Origin of the sequence: Aequorivita sp. 609, assembly GCF_014212065.1 — a bacterium.
Taxonomy (GTDB): domain Bacteria; phylum Bacteroidota; class Bacteroidia; order Flavobacteriales; family Flavobacteriaceae; genus Aequorivita; species Aequorivita sinensis.
Map to the genome: position 1 here is coordinate 141,587 of NZ_JACJVM010000006.1, position 21,026 is coordinate 162,612.

Here is a 21,026-nt window from a genome sequence, read left to right on the forward strand (position 1 = left end):
TTAGATTGTGCAAGTACTTTACAGGTGTGAAATTAATTTTTAAAAGCCTTGTCTATTAGGTGTTTGTTGTGAATAGAAGAATATTGTTTTGAACCACCTTCAATCTGTTTTAAAAACTTAAATGTCATATATTGAAATCTTATGATAGCTTAAGATTTTTGCACTTTCATAATAAGATGTGAATCGCTTAATATTTGATGTAGATGAACCAAATATGAGTTTTAAGTATAGAATTTTGAGTGTGGAAATAATTTATTCAACTAAAATAACAACTAGGTTTTACTACATTTACTTTGTAAAATTTCTATCGAATTTTAAAACTACCTTATCGCATGAAAATTAGCTGCTTAATAATAGATGATGAACCTTTAGCTAGAAAGCGATTACTTTCAATGGTAGAGGAGGAGAACGGTTTAAAACTTCTCGGGCAGTGCAAAACAGGTAAGGAGGCAATTTTAAATATAGAAGAATTACAGCCAGATATTATTTTTTTAGATATTCAAATGAAGGATATGAATGGTTTTGATGTTTTAAAGAATTTAAAAACTGAAAAAAAACCGATGGTCATTTTTGTCACAGCTTTTGATGCGTATGCGGTAAGAGCTTTTGATGCTTTCGCTTTAGATTATTTACTTAAACCATTTAAAAAAGAACGGTTTCAGCAAGCTGTAGCTAGAGCAAAACAGCAATTTTTTAAAGAAACCGAAAACAGCTTGGAAGACAAATTCAAAAAACTCTTTCAATATATTGATAATGAAGGTTCTCAAAAAAGTAAGAATATTTTAAAGGATAAATTTCCGATAAAAATTGGCAATACCGTGTCCTTTATTAATTATTTAGATATTCAATATATATTAGCTTCAGGAAGCTATGTTGAAATTTGTACGGCGCAGAAAAAACATGTTCTTCGGGATTCTCTTCAAAACTTGATGAGTAAAATGAATAGTAATCAAATGATTAGAATTCACCGTTCTACTATAATAAATACTCATTTCTTAGATAAAGTAATACATTCAAATTTTGGTGAAATTGATGTGCTAATGAAGGACGCTTCACTTTTTAGAGTTAGTAAAAGCTATCGTAAGGACCTATTAAAAAACATGGGAGTGTAATGGGATTAAAAAAACACATCGATATTAATCTCCTTAAATACCTAGCCCTTTTTTATACCATAGTTGTGTTATTGGTACAATTAAAAAAAAGCTATTGGAAAATTATAGGTACAACTAGTTATGGTCCATTAAGTTGGGGAAAACTTTTTAACTACGGTGTTCTTATAGATTGGGTTGTGGTTATATTGTTTATGACTTTTATTAGCATATTAACAAAGTTGATGTTCGAGAAATGGGGCGTTAAGGGATGGAAGAAGATTATTTGGGTGCATGTTTTCTTTTCCTTTTTTATTGGGTACTTCATCTTTTTTATGACTGCTGTAATATCATTATTAATTGGAGAAACCTCTTTTTCTGAAGCATCACGATATCTGTCTTTTGATTATTTTGTTTCAGTAGTAGAAGTGAACTTTCTAGTTTACTTTGCTATGATAGGAATAATAAACGTCTATTATTACATTAAAAAAGTTCGCAATATCGAAATCCAAAAAGCACAGGTGGAAACGCATTTGGCAACAGCCAAACTCAATATGTTGAAGGCGCAACTACACCCTCACTTTATTTTTAACACCCTTAATAGTATTTCAGCATTAATAGAAATTGACAAAGAAAAAGCTCAGAACCTAATAGCTGATTTCGGAGATCTTTTTAGAGATATATTGGATTATAAAGATGAGAATTTGATACCTCTTCACAGAGAACTCGCTCTTTTGGATAAGTATATTGAAATTATTTCCATCAGATTTTCAGATCATCTATTGGTGGAGAAGGATATTAATAGCGATGTGCAAGATGTACTTGTGCCCCATATGCTTTTACAACCTATTTTCGAAAATGCAATAAAGCACGGTTATGGTTATAATAATACCGAGATAAAAGTAAAATTGAAAATTTATAAGAATACTGATTATCTTTTTATTGAAATCAAAAATAATGGTGAGCCACTTACAGATTCTTTTAAAGCTTTGTTACATAAAGGAACTGGTCTAAAAAACACTCAAGATAGACTAAATACGCTATACGGAAACGAAATAGAGTTTTTTGTGGAAAACAATAAAAGTGACAACACGGTCGTCACTTTTATGAGAATTCCTTTAAATATATAATTAAGAATCGAGTACAAATTTTATTTTCATCGCTTTACGCTCGACCTCATATTTAATTTTCTTCTGTTGTTTTCACAACGTTTGGATTGTGATTAAACTGCCCTTTATGGGATTTGTAGTAAAGTAATACATAGCCAATAATAGCTGAAAGGAATGAGCCAATAAGGATTCCTATTTTAGCAGAATCTATATACTCAGGATGTGTATTGAATGCCAAGCTGGCGATAAAAATAGCCATTGTAAATCCGATACCTGCAAGGAAAGATACTCCAATTATTTGCTTGTTTGTAATATCACTAGGTACAGTGATAATTTTAAACTTTCTAGCTAAAAAGATTGTCGTTGATATACCTATACTCTTCCCTAGAATTAAACATATTATAATATTTATAACCAAGGTGTTTTCAAGTCCAGTATCACTTGAAAGTGCCACTCCAGCATTTGCAAGAGCAAAAATTGGAATTACAATAAATGCAACCACATTGTGAAGTTCATGCTCTAAAGCCTGTAAAGGTGATCGGTACTTGTCTGCCCAATCCTCTAAGTCGTCAATCAGTACTAGCTGTTCAGCTGAAAGTACTGGTTTCTGAAGCGTGGTGCTTTGTTTTATAGATTTTACAATTCCTTCAAGTTGATGAGAGAATTCGTGAGTGCTAATTTTTTGACGAACCGGTACTGCAAAAGCCATTAAAATACCTGCTAAAGTTGGGTGTAGTCCAGCTTTAAGGAACAGTAACCAAACTATAAATCCAAAAAGCATAGTTAAATACTTAGAGTAAAAACCTTTGTAGCTAATGAAATAAACGAAGGCCAAAAATGCAAGTGCAGATCCCAATAACACAAGGTCTAAACTACCACTATAGAAGATAGCAATTACAAGTACAGCACCTAGGTCATCAACAATAGCAAATGCGGTTAAAAAGATCTTTAAACTTAAGGGTACGCGATCACCAAGAACTTTTAAGATTGCCAACGAAAAGGCAATATCGGTAGCCATAGGAATTCCCCAACCTTTAAGGGTTTCGGGGTTTTGGTTTATTAATATAAACAGTAATACAGGCAATACAATTCCTCCCAGTGCCCCAAACAAAGGGAACATAACTTTTTTGGTGGAATTAAGTTCACCAATTAAAAATTCCCTTTTAATCTCAAGACCAATCAAGAAAAAGAAAATGGCCATAAGCCCATCATTAACCCAAAGTAGCAAGGGTTTTTTCAATTCAAAATTATCGGTAACTATACCCAATTCATATTCCCAAAGTGATGAGTAACTATCTGCAAAGGGACTATTTGCCCAAACTAAAGCAATTATAGTAGTAGCTAGTAATAGGATACCAGTAGCACTTTGGAGTTTAACAAACTTTTGAAAAGGGGAGAGTATAGCTTCTTTCATATTCTATTTCTTATGTAAAGGGGGCAATATAACAAATTCGAGGTGGTTTTGTTATGTGTAGAAGGGTGCTTTAAATCGATTTATGAAAAAATTATGATTTTTTTAAGTACAACCCCACAACACGAATATATTTAAAATTAGTAAAAAACCTAGTTTAAGGCACATATAATACAGTGTACTTTTTTGATACTCCCTTCCATAGTGTTATCTTTGCACTCCAATTCAATAGCTTTAGCTAAAGAGTTAATAATATAAAGAAAGCAAGAATATGTTCGATAATTTAAGCGATAAGCTGGACAAAGCGTTACACGTATTAAAAGGTCACGGTAGTATTACCGAAGTAAACGTAGCAGAAACTTTAAAGGAGGTGCGTCGCGCTCTTTTGGATGCCGACGTTAACTTTAAAACTGCTAAGGAATTTACCAATACGGTAAAAGAAAAAGCATTAGGTCAAGACGTACTTACTACACTTCAACCTGGTCAATTGATGGTTAAGTTGGTAAAAGACGAACTTACTCAATTGATGGGTGGTGAAACTGCTGGTATTAACTTAAGTGGTGCGCCTACTGTTATCTTAATGTCTGGTCTTCAGGGTAGTGGTAAAACCACATTCTCTGGAAAACTTGCTAATTTCTTAAAAACTAAAAAGACTAAGAAACCACTATTGGTTGCCTGTGATGTTTATCGTCCTGCAGCAATTAATCAGTTGCACGTAGTTGGAGACCAAATAGGTGTTGAGGTTTATAGTGAACCTGAAAATAAAAACCCTGTTCAAATAGCGCAAAACGCAATTGAACATGCTAAGACAAACGGATTTAATGTTGTTATTGTCGATACTGCTGGACGTTTGGCTATAGATGAAGCGATGATGACAGAAATCGCGAATGTTCACCAAGCAATAAATCCTCAGGAAACCCTTTTCGTTGTTGATGCCATGACAGGTCAAGATGCTGTAAATACAGCTAAAGCTTTTAACGAAAGGTTAAACTTTGATGGGGTTGTACTTACTAAATTAGATGGTGATACTCGTGGAGGTGCTGCCATCTCTATTAAGAGTGTTGTAAATAAACCAATTAAATTTATTGGTACAGGTGAAAAGATGGATGCCATCGATGTTTTCCACCCGGAACGTATGGCAGATCGTATCTTGGGGATGGGAGACGTTGTTTCCTTAGTTGAAAGAGCACAAGAACAATTTGACGAAGAAGAAGCAAGAAAACTTCAGAAGAAAATTGCTAAAAACCAATTTGGTTTTGACGATTTCCTTAACCAAATTCAACAGGTTAAGAAAATGGGTAGTATGAAGGATCTTGTAGGGATGATTCCTGGAGCTGGGAAAGCCCTAAAAGATGTTGATATTGATGACGATGCTTTTAAAGGAATTGAAGCTATTATTCATTCAATGACACCAACTGAAAGATCTCAGCCGTCTGTGATTAACGGAAGCAGAAAAAAGCGTATTGCTAAAGGTAGTGGAACTAGCGTTCAGCAAGTAAATCAATTGCTAAAGCAGTTTGACCAGATGAGCAAAATGATGAAAATGATGCAAGGTGGCGGCGGAAGAAAGATGATGCAAGCTATGAGTAAAATGCGTTAAGCTTTCCAAAATTTTCAGAAAGAATTACTTTTTTAAAAGTTTTTCCGACTGTTTTTTAATCGCTTTGCTAATTCATTATTACTGTTTTTTGTAGCCATTGAAAATAATGTAGATGTCTAAGATTTTTAAAGATAAAAACAGTTTTAAAGCTAAAAGTGAAAAAACTAAGTAAGTATATAATTATATTTTTTTGATAACCAGGCAAAGTTGGAGTGTGGTTTACAACTAACAGCAACAGCCGCTGAATACATTAAATTCAACCATGACTATTCTAGACGGAAAAAAAGTAAGTAACGATATTAAAAATGAGATTGCTGCCGAAGTTGAAAAGATGAAGGCAAAAAACGAAAAAGTTCCACATCTAGCGGCAATCATTGTAGGAAATGATGGTGCGAGTCTTACTTACGTTGGCAGTAAGGTTAAAGCTTGTGAACGTGTTGGTTTTGAATCTACACTAGTACAAATGCCTGAAACAACGAGTGAGCTAGAGTTGTTGAAAAAAATTAAGGAATTAAATGAAGACGATAATATCGACGGATTTATAGTTCAACTTCCATTACCTCCACAAATTGATACACAAAAAGTATTACTTACGGTAGATCCTTCAAAAGATGTAGATGGTTTCCATCCTGAAAACTTTGGAAAAATGGCTTTGGATATGAGTACATTTATTCCAGCTACGCCATTTGGAATACTTGAATTACTTCAACGTTATAAAGTTGATACCAAAGGTAAACACACTGTCGTTATAGGAAGAAGCCATATTGTAGGGCGTCCTATGAGTATTTTAATGAGCCGTAAAGGCTGGCCAGGAAATAGTACTGTTACCCTAACACACAGTAATACAAAAAACATTTCTCAAATTACCACCCAAGCAGATATTATTATTTCAGCACTTGGAGTTCCTAACTTCCTAAAAGCTGAAATGGTTAAAGATGACGCTGTTATTATAGACGTGGGAATTACAAGAGTAGAAGACCCAAGCAAGCCAAAAGGATATGTAATTACTGGTGATGTAGATTTTGAAAATGTAAGCAAAAAAGCATCATTTATTACACCTGTTCCTGGTGGAGTTGGGCCAATGACTATTGCAATGCTGCTTAAAAACACATTGTTAGCAAGAGAAAGAAGAAGGCATAATTAAGGCTTAAAGGCCTTTGCCTTCTTTTATTTTCCAATCAAGATATTTGTGTAGGTCACTTTCAATCCAACCTGTTCCTATAGCTAGTACTGAAACATCATCTATATACCCTATTCCTGGTATAAAATCTGGAATAATATCAAAAGGGTTAAGAACATATAGTAAAGCCAATACGATTGTTGCGATAGTAAACCACGGGATTTCAGGGTAGACTCTGTTCTTAATATCTTTAAGCATTCCTATCATAATCTTTCCTAGTTCGGCGTATTTTGATAAGGAATTAGCTCCGCTAAATTTCTTGTTTATTTCTTCTTCGTTTTGAAGAACGATCTCAACATCGTCATCGTTAATTTTAGCCACTTCCTCCTCTAAATAATCTTCAGTAACACCTGAATCTCGATTCCCTGGATTGAAGTTCTTTTTTGAAAATATTCCTTTAAATGACATAAATTTTTTCTTTTAAAGATACAATATTGCTGAGGTTGAAAGTTTTAAAATTTTGTTATAAAAATCAGGAATTGAGAAAATTAGTTAAACCCTACAGTTCTTGTGGTTCTTCAGTTTGCTTAGAAGACATATCTAATTTCCCGTATTCTTTTCTGTAAATCTTAACAATCACCATAAATAAGCTAATTAAGAGAGGGCCAAAAATTAGTCCAATAAACCCAAAGAGTGGTACTCCAACTATAACTCCTATTAAGGTAACTAAGGGATGTACATCATCTAGTTTTTTAAGAACATAAAGTCTAATAATGTTGTCTGTAGAACCTACTACTACAAATCCATAAATAAGAATACCCCAAGCTTGAAAGTTGTCTCCAGATGAAAGAGTGAGTACAAACACGGGTAAAATACCAACTAAAGTACCAACGAAAGGAATCATGCTTCCGATAGTTACAATAACGAACCAGAAAAAGGGATCTTCAATTCCAAAGATTAGAAATCCTATTAAAGCAACTATCCCTTGTGCTACAGCAACCAAGGGGATGCCTAAGGCGTTCGAGCGTACCATAGCCTGAATCTCTTTTCCAATTTCCTTAATGTTGTCACGATCCATCGGGATATAATCCTTTAAAGATTCTTTTAAATCTCTACGGTTAGTAAACATATAAAAGAGGATAAAGTACATAAGTCCAATTGCTATAAAAGCATTGAAAGTACCCCCTGCAAACCCTTGTAGGTTTTCGGTAAGCCATCCGGTAATTGCCGAAGTATCTATGTTTGAAACAAAATCGTAACCTAATCTCTCTTCTACATCCTTTAATTGGTTTTTAAGGGCGTTGATTACATCTGCTGAATTTTCCGCTGCTTTTCCTATTTTATTAGTTAGCATCCAGATAATTCCCGATATGGGAATCAAAATCCCAACAAAGGATATTACCATTAAGAAAGTAGCGGCTAATGATGGATTCCATTTTTTCTTTTTAACCAATTTAACCATCCATTTACGCATAAGTACATAAATAGTAATTGCTCCCAAAACGCCTGTGAGGTATGGTAAAAGTTCACGAAAAATAAGAGTACCCATTAAAAGAATGAGTAAAATCACGAAAACTTGTCTGATTATTTGTGGCGGTATTTCTTTCATTATTCAAATACTTAGGATTGGTTGTTAAAGCTTAGACTAATCACTTTAAATTTATTTACAATTTTGAATTTGTAAACTAATATAGAGAGATTAATTGGGTAGAAGGAGTGTTTTAAAAGAAAACCTCTTGATGACCAAGAGGTTTATTATTTAAGTTTGATCGGTATCTTTTCGGTTTTTTAAAAGACCAATTCCAGCAAGAAAGAATACTACTCCTAGTATTATAAGGGCCCAAGGGCTCATGCCAACATTAAGACTGCCAAAGGCTCCAAGAACACCCATCACTAGAGCAATACCTCCTGCTATTGTTAAAATAAAACCTAAAATTTTAATCATAATTCAGTTTTTTAATAGTTAATCGGATTAAAATTAAAGGAAACAAAACAATACTTAATGAATCTTAACAAAACCTTTGCAGCTATAAATTACTCTGCAGTTGGTTCCCATCCAATCATAAAGTATTTGAAAGGCGCATCATCTGGTATTTGAGTTGCTTCTACTTTAACTTCTGGATCGTATCTCAATTCTTCAGGAAGATGTTTTTTATCGATTGTAAGATATACGTCGGTATCTTTTAGGAAAACAACGATTGAATTAATGGTAGTTTGGATGTTTTCAACAGTATAGTTGGCTTTTACATCTTTAAACTTACTTGCAGAATTTAATCCTTTGTCTGTTTTAAAACGTGAATCGAAAACCTGAATATTAGTTATTGGTGAATTAGGGTCAGATTCATTTTTAGGTGAAAGTAGCATTAATTTCTTTCCTCCCTTTTCATATATTTCTACTTCTCCTTGAGTTTCTAAAGCATTAGGAGAAGAGCTTATTTTTACAATAGAATCATTTGCGAAAATTGAATCAATCTGCTTGATTTTAATTTCACTTGTCAAACTCCCAATAACTCCTTTATTAATTGTGTAAGGATCCTTCTCTTCTTTACATTGTACAAATAATAATGCCGCTACAGCACCTAAAATTAACGTCTTTTTCATTTATTTTTTTGTTATTCTGGTTTATAAGTTGTTTTAATATTTAATCCTATAAGGGATGTTATTTCATCATTTTACTTAAAATTCCTAGTACACTTCTTATTACAGTTGGGCTAGATATTGTTTTAATCCAAGGGTTTGTAGAGCTACTTCTTCTTGATGAAGAACGTCTGCTGCTAGATTTATTTGCAGCTTCCTTTTCTTTTTCTGCTTTTGCTTTTGCCTCTTCTCTGTTGGCGATTTCTATTTTCTCGGTCAACATTTCGTATGCACTCTCCCTGTTTATTACTTCGTTGTATTTGGGGATGAGTTTTGACTTCTTCAGCAAACTCTTTAATTCATCATCAGAAAGGATATCCATTCTACTCATTGGAGCACGAAGCATTGTACGCGCAAGTGGAGTAGGGATTCCTTTTTCATTTAAAGCACTCACTAAAGCTTCTCCAATTCCTAAGGCCGTTAAAACTTCATCGGTTTTATAATAATCAGAAAGTGGATAGTTTTCAGCAGTTAATTTTATAGCTTTTCTATCTTTTGCAGTGAAAGCTCGAAGTGCGTGTTGAATTTTCAATCCTAATTGACCCAAAACTGCGTCTGGTACATCGGTAGGATTTTGAGTTACAAAGTAAAGTCCAACACCTTTTGATCGAATTAACTTAACAATACTTTCAATTTGATTAAGTAAGGCGCTACTTGCTTCTTTAAAAATTAAGTGTGCTTCATCTATAAAAATAACTAACTCTGGTCTTCCGCTATCTCCTTGTTCCGGGAATGTAGCATATATTTCAGCCAGAAGACTAAGCATAAACGTTGAAAATAATTTTGGGCGATCTTGAATATCAGTCAACCTAATAATGTTGATATATCCCATACCATTTTCATCTATACGAAGTAAATCTTGTGGGTCGAATGATTTTTCACCAAAAAACAAATCGGCTCCTTGTTGTTCAAGTTCAATTACTTTACGAAGAATAGCTCCAGTTGAGGCGGTTGAAATTCTTCCGTACTCTTGGCTAAATTCATCTTTACCTTCTTCGGTGGTGTATTGCAGTATTTTTTTGAAGTCTTCTAAATCAAGAAGAGGCATTTTATGATCGTCGCAGTACTTAAATATAACTGAAACAATCCCCGACTGAGTATCGGTTAAGTCTAAAATTCTCGATAGTAAAACAGGGCCAAATTCGCTTACGGTTGCTCGTAGACGCACTCCTTCTTGGTCTGAAAGAGAAAGAATTTCAGCAGGAAATTGTTTTGCTTCGTAGGGAAAGCCAATTGCATTATGGCGTTCTTCAATTTTAGCATTATTTTCTCCTGGTTGTGCAATCCCACTTAAATCACCTTTAACATCCATTAGCAAAACAGGAATTCCTTTTTCAGAAAGATTTTCTGCGAGAATTTGAAGTGTTTTTGTTTTTCCTGTTCCCGTCGCTCCAGCTATAAGCCCGTGACGGTTAAGTGTTTTTAATGGGATTTTTATAAAAGTATCTTTAATAGTTTCTCCGTCCAGCATCGCTGAACCTAGGTTTATAAAGTCACCTTTGGTCTGGTATCCAGAGTTAATGCTATCTATAAAAGCTTGCTTTCTATCCATCTTCATAAATTTTGTTCAAATGTAAGAAATATAAGCGCCAAATCATTTAAAGCACCTAGTTCCAAGTGCAAAATTTCAAAAAATCTTTTAAAATTTATTCATATTAGTAAATTCAAGTTTTTAATTTTTGGTTTTTAGGGTTTTTGCTAACAAATAAGGTATTTTTGCAGCGATGAAAAAGGAAATACAAAATTTGGTTAATAAGGGAGTTATGCTTCCTTTAATGGAGGAATTCTACACTATTCAAGGTGAAGGATTTCACAAGGGAACTGCTGCTTATTTTATAAGAGTTGGTGGTTGCGATGTTGGTTGCCATTGGTGTGATGTTAAGGAAAGTTGGAATGCAGATTTACACCCGCCAACAGCAATTGAAACAATTGTTGAAAATGCAGATAAATATTCAAAAACTATTGTGATAACGGGTGGAGAGCCGCTTACATGGGATATGGGGCCATTAACAGAAATGTTAAAGCAAAGAGGGATGCAAATTCACATTGAAACTTCTGGGGCGTATAAGCTCACAGGAACTTGGGATTGGATTTGCCTTTCACCGAAAAAATTGAAGTTGCCTACTGAAGAGGTTTATGAGAAAGCAAACGAATTGAAAGTAATTGTCTTTAATAAAGATGATTTCAGATTTGCTGAAGAACAAGCAGCTAAGGTAAATAAAGATTGTATTCTTTACTTACAACCAGAGTGGAGTAAACGTGAAAAAATGAGTCCATTAATTGTGGATTACGTTATGCAGAATCCACAGTGGAAAGTTTCACTTCAAACGCATAAATATTTAAATATTCCATAAGGTTTATTTTATAAATGCAAAGCGCCAAATTTCAATATCAATTATGAAATTTGGCGATTTTTTATATTGTATTAAGCGTTGGTTAAATCCTTTTAAAAGGAATCTCAACATAATGATCATCCCAGCCTATAAGTAGAGTGGTGCCTTTGTTGTCTGTTTTAAAAATCATTGAAAGTGTCTCTATTGGAGCAACAGCTTGTACACAGGGAACTTCAATTCGTGCAACATCTTTTTCTTTTTGGTAGTTAAAAGCACCCCAAGCATTTGTTTCGCTATTAATTATAATAGTCCAACTATCGGTATTAGGAATTGTATAAAGAGTGTATGAGCCAGGTTGAAGTAAAGTCTTTCCGAACATCAGTGGTTCGTATGTAGTGAGTTCTGTTGCTTCATTTGCTCCTGTACGCCAAACTTCATTATAAGGCACTAGCCCTCCAAAAATATCTCTACCGTTTTTTTCTGGCCTACTGTATATAACTCTTGCTAACGGAGGCGCATTTTTAGATGGTCTAGCAATTGCCAAGTCCATTGGTGAGGCATCCCGGTTAGGGAAGCTTTGGGCATTTAAATTTTGAAAACTAAATGCCGTTAGGGTGATAAAAAATATGAAGAGTGATTTTTTCATGTATTGATTTTCAGAATTCTTACTGTTTAGACGATTGAATTAAAAATTTGTTTCATATAATATATAAAAAGTATGTTTAAAATGCGGATTTTCAATATGATTATAGTTTTAAACGTAAAATAATGCCGAAATAGTGTTTAATTTTTAGGGGTAAATTCAAAACTTAATATTGTGATTTAAAAAACAATGTTTTTTCACAGTTATTTGTTAATAACTTAGCGTATATATTTAGCGTAAACCCCTGATTTTATTGGGGATTTCGTTATATTTGTTCATTACGAAAAAAACTGAAAATCATTCAAATAATTATATGAGCGAAGAACAGAAAAAAGGTAGCTACGGCGCCGACCAGATTCAAGCGTTAGAGGGAATGGAGCACGTGCGCATGCGTCCATCGATGTATATAGGGGACGTAGGTGTTCGAGGGTTGCACCACTTGGTTTACGAGGTGGTTGATAACTCCATTGATGAAGCAATGGGAGGCTATTGCGATACGATAAAAGTTATTATTAATGAAGATAATTCGATATCTGTTGAGGATAACGGACGTGGAATTCCAGTAGATATCCATAAAAAAGAAGGAGTTTCAGCACTTGAGGTTGTAATGACCAAAATTGGAGCTGGAGGTAAATTCGATAAAGATTCTTATAAAGTGTCAGGAGGACTTCACGGAGTTGGGGTTTCTGTTGTAAACGCACTTGCTGAAAAGTTAACTGCAACTGTTTATCGCGATGGTAAAATTTACGAGCAGTCTTATGAGCGTGGAAAAGCAATGCACCCTGTTAAGGTTGTTGGTGAAACAGATCAACGTGGTACAATTGTTACCTTTAAACCTGATGGAGATATATTCAAACAAACACTTGAATATAGTTATGATACGCTTGCAAGTAGAATGCGCGAGCTTGCTTTCCTAAATAGAGGTTTAACTATTTATGTTACAGATAAACGTCATAAAAATGACAAAGGCGAATTTGAAACAGAAAAATTCCACAGTGAAGAAGGTTTAAAAGAATTTATTCGCTTCTTAGATGGAAATCGTGAGCCAATTATTGGTGGTGTGATTGCTATGGAAGGCGAAAAGAATGATATTCCTGTTGAAGTTGCTATGATTTATAACACTTCTTATAGTGAGAATTTACATTCTTACGTAAACAATATTAATACTCACGAAGGGGGTACACATCTTTCTGGTTTCCGTGCAGGGTTAACACGAACTTTGAAAAAGTATGCGGATGCTTCAGGAATGTTGGACAAACTTAAGTTTGAAATTGCAGGTGATGATTTCCGTGAAGGATTAACTGCGATTATTTCTGTAAAAGTACAGGAACCTCAGTTTGAGGGTCAGACCAAAACAAAATTAGGGAACCGTGAGGTTACTGCAGCAGTGAGCCAGGCGGTTTCTGAAATGCTTGAAATTTATTTGGAAGAAAATCCAAACGATGCAAAAACGATTGTTCAAAAAGTAATCTTAGCAGCTCAAGCTCGTCACGCAGCTAAAAAAGCTCGTGAAATGGTACAGCGTAAAACTGTAATGAGCGGTGGTGGATTACCAGGAAAGTTGTCAGATTGTGCTGAACAAGATCCAACAAAATGTGAAGTATTCCTTGTGGAGGGAGATTCGGCAGGTGGTACGGCTAAACAAGGTCGTGATCGTGATTTCCAAGCTATTCTTCCGCTTCGAGGTAAAATTCTGAACGTTGAAAAAGCGATGCATCACAAGGTTTTTGAAAACGAAGAAATCAGAAATATCTACACGGCTCTAGGTGTAACTATCGGAACTGAAGATGATAGTAAAGCGCTTAACCTTTCAAAATTACGCTATCATAAAGTAGTAATTATGTGTGATGCGGATGTGGATGGTAGCCATATTGCAACATTAATTCTTACATTCTTCTTCCGATATATGAGAGAACTAGTTGAAGCTGGTTGTGTATATATTGCAACACCACCACTTTACTTAGTGAAGAAAGGAGCCAAGAAAGATTACGCTTGGAGTGATAAAGAACGCGACGAACTAAACGAGAAGTTTGGTGGTAGCGCTTCAATCCAACGATACAAAGGTTTAGGGGAGATGAATGCTGAGCAACTTTGGGATACTACTATGAATCCTGAATTTAGAACGCTTCGTCAAGTAACTATTGATAATGGAATAGAAGCAGATAGAGTTTTCTCTATGCTAATGGGAGATGAGGTTCCACCAAGACGTGAGTTTATCGAGAAAAATGCTATTTATGCGAATATTGACGCATAATCTGTCAGTTTACAAAATCTTGTAAGTATAATGAAAACCCATTCCTAATTTTTTAGGAATGGTTTTCTAGTTTTTAACCGTTTGTTATCATAATTTTAAGCAGATAATAGTACTTTTGTGACAAGTTCAGAATGAGCTTTGAAATAGGTGTCAAAATATAATTTTCTTTAACGATTTGACCACTATTAACAATAACCACATAATGATTAATTAAAAAGATATGAAAGTAACAGTTGTAGGAGCAGGTGCTGTTGGCGCAAGTTGTGCGGAGTACATTGCTATTAAAGATTTTGCAAGTGAAGTAGTTTTATTAGACATTAAAGAAGGTTTTGCTGAAGGAAAAGCGATGGACCTTATGCAAACAGCTTCTTTAAATGGATTTGACACTAAAATCACTGGTGTAACTAGCGATTACTCTAAAACTGCTGGTAGTGATATTTGCGTAATTACAAGTGGTATCCCACGTAAGCCAGGAATGACTCGTGAGGAATTAATTGGTATTAATGCTGGAATTGTAAAGGAAGTTTCTTCTAACCTTGTAAAGCATTCTCCTGATACTATTATTATAGTAGTTAGTAATCCAATGGATACTATGGCTTATTTAGTTCATAAAACTTCAGGATTGCCTAAAAACAGAATTATCGGAATGGGAGGTGCACTAGATAGCGCTCGTTTTAAATACCGTTTGGCTGAAGCTTTAGGTGCGCCTATTAGTGATGTTGATGGAATGGTAATTGGTGGTCATAGCGATACTGGTATGGTGCCATTAACTAGATTGGCTACTAGAAACAGTGTTCCTGTATCTAAATTCATTTCTGAAGAAAGATTAAACCAAGTTAAAGAAGATACTAAAGTAGGTGGGGCTACACTTACAAAATTATTGGGTACTTCAGCGTGGTACGCTCCAGGAGCTGCAGTTTCTGCTTTAGTTCAAGCAATTGCTTGCGACCAAAAGAAAATGTTCCCTTGCTCAGTTATGCTAGATGGTCAATACGGATTGAAAGATATTTGCATTGGTGCTCCGGTTATTTTGGGGCGTAATGGAGTTGAAGAAATCGTTGAAATTGAATTAAACGATGCAGAAAAAGCACACATACAGGAAAGTGCTGCAGGCGTACGTAAAACTAACGATTTGTTAGAATTGTAAACCCGATTTCACTTTAAAAATATAAGACCTGTCAGGAAAGCAATTCCTGATAGGTCTTTTTTTATCGCAAATTCAATTCCATTTAACCCCAAAAGATGAATAATGTTTTAGGGTTTTTGAAAAAGAAATACATCAAAATGTGTTATGGAATTTCTTTGTTTCCAACTGTTTTGTGCTAGTCTGAAAATATATAAACCGGTCAAAGTTTAAAAACCTGACAGGTTTATTTTAGTTAATCTTCATTTTCCTTTAACCTCAAAATGTTGAACGACGCTTTTGAGGTTTAGTTTTTACGCTTGTGTGTTATAGCATAGCGGTTTCAAGTCTCACCCTTAACTACCCACATTTAGACGATCCGCAATCCTTGCAGGTCAAACATCCTTCTTGGTAAATAAGTGATGTGCTATTACAGTTTTCACACTTCTGCTTTCTAGCTTCTGTGCCATCAACAATGTAGCGCTTTAATGCACGAGCAACGCCGTTTTTCCAAGTATTTATGCTTTCGGTGTCTAATTGTAAACTGTTGATTAATTCCACAGCTTTTTCAATTGGCATACCGTGTCTAAGTGTGCTAGAAATCAATTTTGCGTAATTCCAGTATTCTGGGTTGAATTTATGCGATAGCCCTTCAATAGTCGTTTTATAGCCTCTTTTATTTTTGTATTGGAAGTCGTATCGTGAGCTTCCATCTTCGTTTCGGTTTTTAATGATAACACCATTGTTTACCCAGCGCGGAATTAATATTCCATCTTCATCATCTGCAAAACCAGTGAAAATTTCATAAGGTTTGCCGTCTATAAGGCCAATAAAAGCAATCCATTTGTCTTTGTTATTTTGGAAGCGTACTACATCAGCTTCTAAAACTTCAGGACGTTTTGTAGGAAAAGCAGTAAGAGTTTCATTTTCTTCTTCCTCTTTCTTTTCGTCATTAGAAATTAATACTCCAGAGCGAGAGCCGTCGCGATACACCGTAACACCTTTACATCCTGCTTGCCAAGCTTCTAAATATAGTTTTCCTACTAATTCTTCAGTGGCATCATTAGGAAGGTTAATGGTTACAGAAATAGAATGATCTACCCATTTTTGTACTGCGCCCTGCATTTTTACTTTACTCAACCAATCCACATCGTTTGATGTTGCTTTGTAGTATGGAGATTTCTTAACAATATTGTTTAGTTCTTCTTGAGAATAATTTTTATCAGTTGAAATCCCATTTAATTCCATCCATTGTTTAAATCGGTGGTGGAAAACAACGTACTCTTCCCAGCTATCGCCAACTTCATCAACAAAATCTACACGTACATTTTTATCGTTCGGATTTACTTTTCTTCTTCGTTTGTAAACAGGCATAAAAACTGGTTCGATTCCAGAGCTAGTTTGTGTCATTAAGCTAGTTGTACCGGTAGGCGCGATGGTGAGTAAGGCAATATTTCTTCGCCCGAATTCCAACATATCGTAATAAAGTTTCTCATCAGCATCTTTTAAGCGAAGAATAAAAGGATTTTCTTTTTCTCTTTCGCTATCAAATATTTTGAAAGCACCTCTGTCTTTTGCTGTATAAACTGAAGCTCGATACGCTTCTAAGGCAAGGGTTTTATGTATTTTAACTGAAAAGTCATTTCCTTCTTTACTTCCATACTTGATGCCTAAAGCAGCAAGCATATCGCCTTCGGCAGTAATTCCGATTCCGGTTCTTCTACCTTCCTCAGCTTTTCTTTTAATATTCAACCAAAGATTTCTTTCAACTGATTTTACTTCGTCAGTTTGAGGATCAGCATCAATTTTTGCAAGAATAGCATCAACTTTTTCAAGTTCTAAATCGATGATGTCATCCATTATTTTTTGTGCGATAACAATGTGTTTTTTGAAAAGCTCGAAATTGAATTCAGCCTTTTTTGTAAACGGATTTTCAACGTATGAAAATAAGTTGATAGCTAATAAACGGCAAGAATCGTAAGGACAAAGCGGGATTTCACCACAAGGGTTTGTAGAAACAGTTTTGTAGCCAAGGTCTGCATAACAGTCTGGCACCGATTCGTTAATAATAGTATCCCAAAAAAGAATTCCAGGTTCAGCAGATTTCCATGCGTTGTGTACAATTTTCTTCCAGAGTTTTTCAGCCTCTATTTCTTTTGAGTATTTTGGATTGTTACTGAAAATAGGGTATTTCTGTGTATAGTTTTTTCCATCTTTTACAGCTTGCATAAACGAATCGTCAATTCGCACAGAAACGTTGGCGCCAGTTACCTTGCCTTGTTCCATTTTGGCGTCGATAAACTCCTCAGAATCTGGATGGTTTATAGAGACTGAAAGCATTAATGCTCCACGACGTCCATCCTGTGCAACTTCACGAGTAGAGTTTGAATAACGCTCCATAAACGGAACGATACCCGTTGAGGTTAGGGCAGAGTTTTTAACTGGCGAACCCTTCGGGCGTATATGTGAAAGGTCGTGACCAACCCCGCCACGACGCTTCATTAGCTGTACTTGCTCTTGATCTATTTTCATAATTCCACCATAGGAATCTGAGTCTCCATCATTGCCAATTACGAAACAATTAGAAAGTGAGGCAATTTGGTAAGGGTTGCCAATTCCAGCCATCGGACTTCCTTGAGGGACAATATATTTAAAGTCTTTTATGGCTTCAAAAATCTCTTCTTCAGTTAAAGGGTTTGGATAGCGTTGCTCTACTCTGGCAATTTCACTAGCGATACGGTGGTGCATATCGTTAGGTGTTTTTTCGTAAATATTTCCATCAGAATCTTTAAGAGCGTATTTATTTACCCAAACGCGGGCTGCAAGATCATCACCCTTAAAGTACTCAACAGAAGCTTTAAAAGCTTCATCTTGGCTGTAAATTTTAGGGGTAGGGACGGCTGTTTTAATTGACATATATTTAGGTAATTAGAAGGTTGTAGGTATTGAGTTTTAAAGTAGGTAAATATAACAAATTAGTTACTTCATTTTAAGGTTAAAAAATAAAGTTGTCATGAAAATAAACTTAAATAACTGAAAAAGAGTGACATAAAAATTTATTAACATTAAAAAGTTGACAAATTTTGAAAATTAATTTTGGGGTGGTTATTCGTTATTTTTTAATGATATTTTTATCCGAAATGGGTAAAGGACAATGATAAAAGTCATGTTTTGAAAGAGTTTATATGTCTTATATTTGTAGGGTGAAAAATGTAATCCTCATATTAATTTCTGTTTTAATGTTCACAAAGCCATTATGGCCTGTAGTGGATTATATTGCAAATTATGATTACATCGTTAACGTACTTTGTGAAAATATAGATAAACCAGAGCTTGAATGTGATGGAAAGTGTTATTTAAGTAAAGAGCTTGCAAAAGAAGCGGGAGCTGATGATAAAAATCCGCTAAACAGCAAAACTTCAAAAACCGAAATTCCTCAGGTTATTATTTCTGAAAATGTAAATGAATATGAGTTTGTACTTCAAGCTGACCATACTTCTATTGAGGAAATCGGGTATTTGCCTAATTTGAATTCCTTATTATTAACTTCAAGTATTTACCACCCTCCGCAGTTGGGATAATTTTTACTGGCTATCGCTTTTATTTCTGACGGAATATTTTATAGCGATTAATCAATTATAAATTATCAAAACATTAGAAAATGAAATTATCTATAGATGTATTTCCTTCAAGGGGAATGCTTGTGGGTAGTCTAGTGGGTGCATTATTATGTGGAAATTTATCGCCATTGCACGCGCAAGAATATCCTATAGACAGCCTGAAACTAATAAATCTAAGTGAGGTTGTTGTTATTTCGGCAGGGAAACAATTAGATCATCAAAAGCAACATAAACCATTGTCGACACTCGATGAGTTTTTAGAAACAGCTCGAAGTATTAAAATGGTAAAACGTGGTGCTTATGCATGGGAGCCAACCATGAACGATATGGCCTCTGAGCGTCTTGCAATTACAATAGATGGTATGCAGATTTTTGGAGCCTGTACCGATAAAATGGATCCAATAACTTCTTATGTAGATGTGTCTAATTTGTCTGAAGCGCAAATAGGCTCGGGACAGCAAGGTGCGGCGTTTGGAAACACAATTGGAGGTGGGATAAATTTAAAATTAGACAAAAGTAATTTTAAGCCTACTGGCTGGACGGGTTCTTTGGAAACAGGATATGAAACCAACAATAAAATGCGAGTTTTTGGCGGAGAGTTGAATTATTCCGATGAAAATTTCTATTTCAATACTGATGTAATATACCGTAAAGCCGATAATTATAAAGCTGGAGGGGGCCAAGAGGTGAAGTATTCGCAATATGAGAAATATAACTTTTCGGTTAATTCGGGCTATAAATTGGCAGATGATAAATCAATAACTGCTTCCTTAATATATGATGAAGCTAGAGATGTTGGTTACCCAGCATTAACCATGGATGTTTCTTTAGCTCGCGCGGTTATTGGGTCTATTGGTTATAATCAAGACACTTTATTTGGTGAGTTTAATAACTGGGAATCTAAAGTTTACTACAACACAATAAAGCATGTGATGGATGACACCACCCGTCCTGATGTAGTAATACATATGGATATGCCAGGTTGGAGTGAAACTGCTGGATTTTATACTCAGGCTAACTTAAATAAAGAGAAAAATCATTTCATGTTTAAGTTAGACGGCTATTACAATAAGTCATATGCCGAAATGACGATGTATCCTGTTAACCCGAATGAACAGCCAATGTTTATGCTAACTTGGCCGGATGTTCGTACTAAAAATGTTGGGTTTTATGCTGAAGACCATATAGACTTTAACGAATCATCATTAAAACTTTCAACTAGGTTGTCTTATCATTCCAACACTGTGGAGGATGATTTTGGATTAAATAGCTTGAAGATTTTTTATCCAAATATGGAAAGAACTAATAGCCGTTTCCTGAAAAGTTTCTCATCTCAATATCATAAGGCGTTGGGTGATTTTCATTTAAATGGTGGGATTTCTTATGGTGAACGGGCACCTTCAGTTTCGGAAGGGTATGGGTTCTATTTGTTTAACAGTTTTGATAACCACGATTATATTGGAGATCCAAATTTAAAAACTGAAAGATCGACAGATGTAAATCTTTCAATAACTTTTAAAAAGCCGATTTTTGAAATTACTGCTTCTGCTAATTATTTTCACGTGTTCGATTATATCATTGGACAGCTTGAAAATTCGTTAAGCACAATGACTATTGGGGCTTCAGGGGTTAAAATCTACTCAAACCTCGATTTTGCACAACTGTTTAATGCTTCTCTTTTTGGAAGATATAGTATCTCGAATGCTTTTAAATTATCTGGAAATATTTCATACCACAGAGGCGTGGATGACGATGGTGAGAACTTGCCATTAATAAGCCCGGTGTCTTATGGTGGGGCTCTAGATTTTTATAAAAATCAATATTCGGCATCGCTTTCAATAGAAGGAGCGGGTGAGCAAAGTAATTACAATCCTGCTTACGGGGAAACGAAAACTGCAGCTTATGCAACTCTATCAGCTAGCTTCGGAAAACGTTTCTTTATTAATGATAACGATCTTTTTGTAAAAGCAGGAATTCAAAACATTTTAGACACAAACTATTCTTCTTACACCGATTGGAATAATATTCCGAGGATGGGGAGAAATGTTTACGCAACAATTTCTTATGCAATAAATTAATTTTAAAAAC

17 protein-coding genes are annotated in these 21,026 nt (G+C 34.9%); 9 read left to right on the forward strand and 8 right to left on the reverse strand.

The annotated features are described in order from the left end of the window. Positions 1–332: 332 nt before the first annotated feature. Together H4O20_RS04070 and H4O20_RS04075 are read left to right on the forward strand one after the other, a co-directional pair. Entirely contained in the window at positions 333–1,112 is a 780-nt protein-coding gene (locus H4O20_RS04070) for a LytTR family DNA-binding domain-containing protein (RefSeq protein ID WP_185098360.1), read from the forward strand. Then, entirely contained in the window at positions 1,112–2,218 is a 1,107-nt protein-coding gene (locus H4O20_RS04075; protein WP_185098361.1) for a sensor histidine kinase, read from the forward strand. Before H4O20_RS04070 ends, H4O20_RS04075 begins: the two co-directional genes overlap by 1 nt. Positions 2,219–2,270: 52 nt before the next feature. Here the strand turns inward: H4O20_RS04075 and nhaA are convergent, their stop codons facing one another. Continuing rightward, positions 2,271–3,611, reverse strand: coding sequence for a Na+/H+ antiporter NhaA (nhaA, locus tag H4O20_RS04080; RefSeq protein WP_185098362.1), 1,341 nt, complete (start codon positions 3,609–3,611; stop codon positions 2,271–2,273). 268 nt (positions 3,612–3,879) lie between these two features. On the opposite strand from nhaA, the gene ffh reads away from it, so the two are divergent. Both ffh and H4O20_RS04090 read left to right on the forward strand, forming a co-directional pair. Then, positions 3,880–5,208, forward strand: coding sequence for a signal recognition particle protein (ffh, locus tag H4O20_RS04085; RefSeq protein ID WP_139855350.1), 1,329 nt, complete (start codon positions 3,880–3,882; stop codon positions 5,206–5,208). 262 nt (positions 5,209–5,470) lie between these two features. Next, positions 5,471–6,352, forward strand: coding sequence for a bifunctional 5,10-methylenetetrahydrofolate dehydrogenase/5,10-methenyltetrahydrofolate cyclohydrolase (locus H4O20_RS04090; RefSeq protein ID WP_139855348.1), 882 nt, complete (start codon positions 5,471–5,473; stop codon positions 6,350–6,352). A 3-nt stretch (positions 6,353–6,355) separates the two neighbouring features. Here the strand turns inward: H4O20_RS04090 and H4O20_RS04095 are convergent, their stop codons facing one another. From H4O20_RS04095 to H4O20_RS04115, 5 genes are all read right to left on the reverse strand, one after another. After that, complete coding sequence (locus tag H4O20_RS04095; protein WP_139855346.1) at positions 6,356–6,796, reverse strand: YkvA family protein; 441 nt, start codon at positions 6,794–6,796, stop codon at positions 6,356–6,358. Positions 6,797–6,887: 91 nt separating this feature from the next. Then, a complete protein-coding gene (locus H4O20_RS04100; protein ID WP_185098363.1) occupies positions 6,888–7,937 on the reverse strand; it encodes an AI-2E family transporter in 1,050 nt (349 codons plus the stop codon). A 150-nt stretch (positions 7,938–8,087) separates the two neighbouring features. After that, on the reverse strand, positions 8,088–8,273 hold the full coding sequence (locus H4O20_RS04105) for a hypothetical protein (protein WP_139855342.1): 186 nt from the start codon (positions 8,271–8,273) through the stop codon (positions 8,088–8,090). 89 nt (positions 8,274–8,362) lie between these two features. Continuing rightward, complete coding sequence (locus H4O20_RS04110) at positions 8,363–8,929, reverse strand: hypothetical protein (RefSeq protein ID WP_139855340.1); 567 nt, start codon at positions 8,927–8,929, stop codon at positions 8,363–8,365. A 58-nt stretch (positions 8,930–8,987) separates the two neighbouring features. Beyond that, positions 8,988–10,517, reverse strand: coding sequence for a helicase HerA-like domain-containing protein (locus H4O20_RS04115; protein WP_139855338.1), 1,530 nt, complete (start codon positions 10,515–10,517; stop codon positions 8,988–8,990). 172 nt (positions 10,518–10,689) lie between these two features. Here H4O20_RS04115 and H4O20_RS04120 point away from each other — a divergent pair, with 172 nt between their 5' ends. Continuing rightward, a complete protein-coding gene (locus H4O20_RS04120; protein WP_185098364.1) occupies positions 10,690–11,319 on the forward strand; it encodes a 7-carboxy-7-deazaguanine synthase QueE in 630 nt (209 codons plus the stop codon). An 82-nt stretch (positions 11,320–11,401) separates the two neighbouring features. On the opposite strand, the gene H4O20_RS04125 is transcribed toward H4O20_RS04120, so the two are convergent. Continuing rightward, positions 11,402–11,944, reverse strand: a complete 543-nt coding sequence (locus H4O20_RS04125; RefSeq protein WP_185098365.1) for a DUF2911 domain-containing protein — start codon at positions 11,942–11,944, stop codon at positions 11,402–11,404. A gap of 310 nt (positions 11,945–12,254) precedes the next feature. Between H4O20_RS04125 and gyrB the strand changes: the two genes are divergently transcribed. Both gyrB and mdh read left to right on the forward strand, forming a co-directional pair. Further along, a complete protein-coding gene (gene gyrB / locus H4O20_RS04130) occupies positions 12,255–14,195 on the forward strand; it encodes a DNA topoisomerase (ATP-hydrolyzing) subunit B (protein WP_139855332.1) in 1,941 nt (646 codons plus the stop codon). A 220-nt stretch (positions 14,196–14,415) separates the two neighbouring features. After that, positions 14,416–15,342, forward strand: coding sequence for a malate dehydrogenase (gene mdh, locus H4O20_RS04135; protein WP_185098366.1), 927 nt, complete (start codon positions 14,416–14,418; stop codon positions 15,340–15,342). 336 nt (positions 15,343–15,678) lie between these two features. Here the strand turns inward: mdh and H4O20_RS04140 are convergent, their stop codons facing one another. Further along, positions 15,679–18,234: an adenosylcobalamin-dependent ribonucleoside-diphosphate reductase gene (locus tag H4O20_RS04140; protein ID WP_185098367.1), complete on the reverse strand. Its 2,556-nt coding sequence runs from the start codon at positions 18,232–18,234 to the stop codon at positions 15,679–15,681. Positions 18,235–18,557: 323 nt separating this feature from the next. On the opposite strand from H4O20_RS04140, the gene H4O20_RS04145 reads away from it, so the two are divergent. After that, positions 18,558–18,899, forward strand: a complete 342-nt coding sequence (locus H4O20_RS04145) for a hypothetical protein (RefSeq protein ID WP_139855326.1) — start codon at positions 18,558–18,560, stop codon at positions 18,897–18,899. 80 nt (positions 18,900–18,979) lie between these two features. Next, positions 18,980–21,016, forward strand: a complete 2,037-nt coding sequence (locus H4O20_RS04150; protein ID WP_185098368.1) for a TonB-dependent receptor — start codon at positions 18,980–18,982, stop codon at positions 21,014–21,016. Positions 21,017–21,026: the final 10 nt, after the last annotated feature.

Bases quoted from the DNA above. Each gene is read 5' to 3' on its own strand.
- gyrB (WP_139855332.1), top strand. From the start codon at position 12,255: ATGAGCGAAGAACAGAAAAAAGGTAGCTACGGCGCCGACCAGATTCAA.
- H4O20_RS04125 (WP_185098365.1), bottom strand. From the start codon at position 11,944: ATGAAAAAATCACTCTTCATATTTTTTATCACCCTAACGGCATTTAGT.
- H4O20_RS04105 (WP_139855342.1), bottom strand. From the start codon at position 8,273: ATGATTAAAATTTTAGGTTTTATTTTAACAATAGCAGGAGGTATTGCT.
- H4O20_RS04150 (WP_185098368.1), top strand. From the start codon at position 18,980: ATGAAATTATCTATAGATGTATTTCCTTCAAGGGGAATGCTTGTGGGT.
- H4O20_RS04075 (WP_185098361.1), top strand. From the start codon at position 1,112: ATGGGATTAAAAAAACACATCGATATTAATCTCCTTAAATACCTAGCC.
- H4O20_RS04140 (WP_185098367.1), bottom strand. From the start codon at position 18,234: ATGTCAATTAAAACAGCCGTCCCTACCCCTAAAATTTACAGCCAAGAT.
- H4O20_RS04095 (WP_139855346.1), bottom strand. From the start codon at position 6,796: ATGTCATTTAAAGGAATATTTTCAAAAAAGAACTTCAATCCAGGGAAT.
- H4O20_RS04145 (WP_139855326.1), top strand. From the start codon at position 18,558: ATGTTCACAAAGCCATTATGGCCTGTAGTGGATTATATTGCAAATTAT.
- ffh (WP_139855350.1), top strand. From the start codon at position 3,880: ATGTTCGATAATTTAAGCGATAAGCTGGACAAAGCGTTACACGTATTA.
- H4O20_RS04110 (WP_139855340.1), bottom strand. From the start codon at position 8,929: ATGAAAAAGACGTTAATTTTAGGTGCTGTAGCGGCATTATTATTTGTA.
- nhaA (WP_185098362.1), bottom strand. From the start codon at position 3,611: ATGAAAGAAGCTATACTCTCCCCTTTTCAAAAGTTTGTTAAACTCCAA.
- H4O20_RS04100 (WP_185098363.1), bottom strand. From the start codon at position 7,937: ATGAAAGAAATACCGCCACAAATAATCAGACAAGTTTTCGTGATTTTA.
- H4O20_RS04090 (WP_139855348.1), top strand. From the start codon at position 5,471: ATGACTATTCTAGACGGAAAAAAAGTAAGTAACGATATTAAAAATGAG.
- H4O20_RS04120 (WP_185098364.1), top strand. From the start codon at position 10,690: ATGAAAAAGGAAATACAAAATTTGGTTAATAAGGGAGTTATGCTTCCT.
- mdh (WP_185098366.1), top strand. From the start codon at position 14,416: ATGAAAGTAACAGTTGTAGGAGCAGGTGCTGTTGGCGCAAGTTGTGCG.
- H4O20_RS04115 (WP_139855338.1), bottom strand. From the start codon at position 10,517: ATGGATAGAAAGCAAGCTTTTATAGATAGCATTAACTCTGGATACCAG.
- H4O20_RS04070 (WP_185098360.1), top strand. From the start codon at position 333: ATGAAAATTAGCTGCTTAATAATAGATGATGAACCTTTAGCTAGAAAG.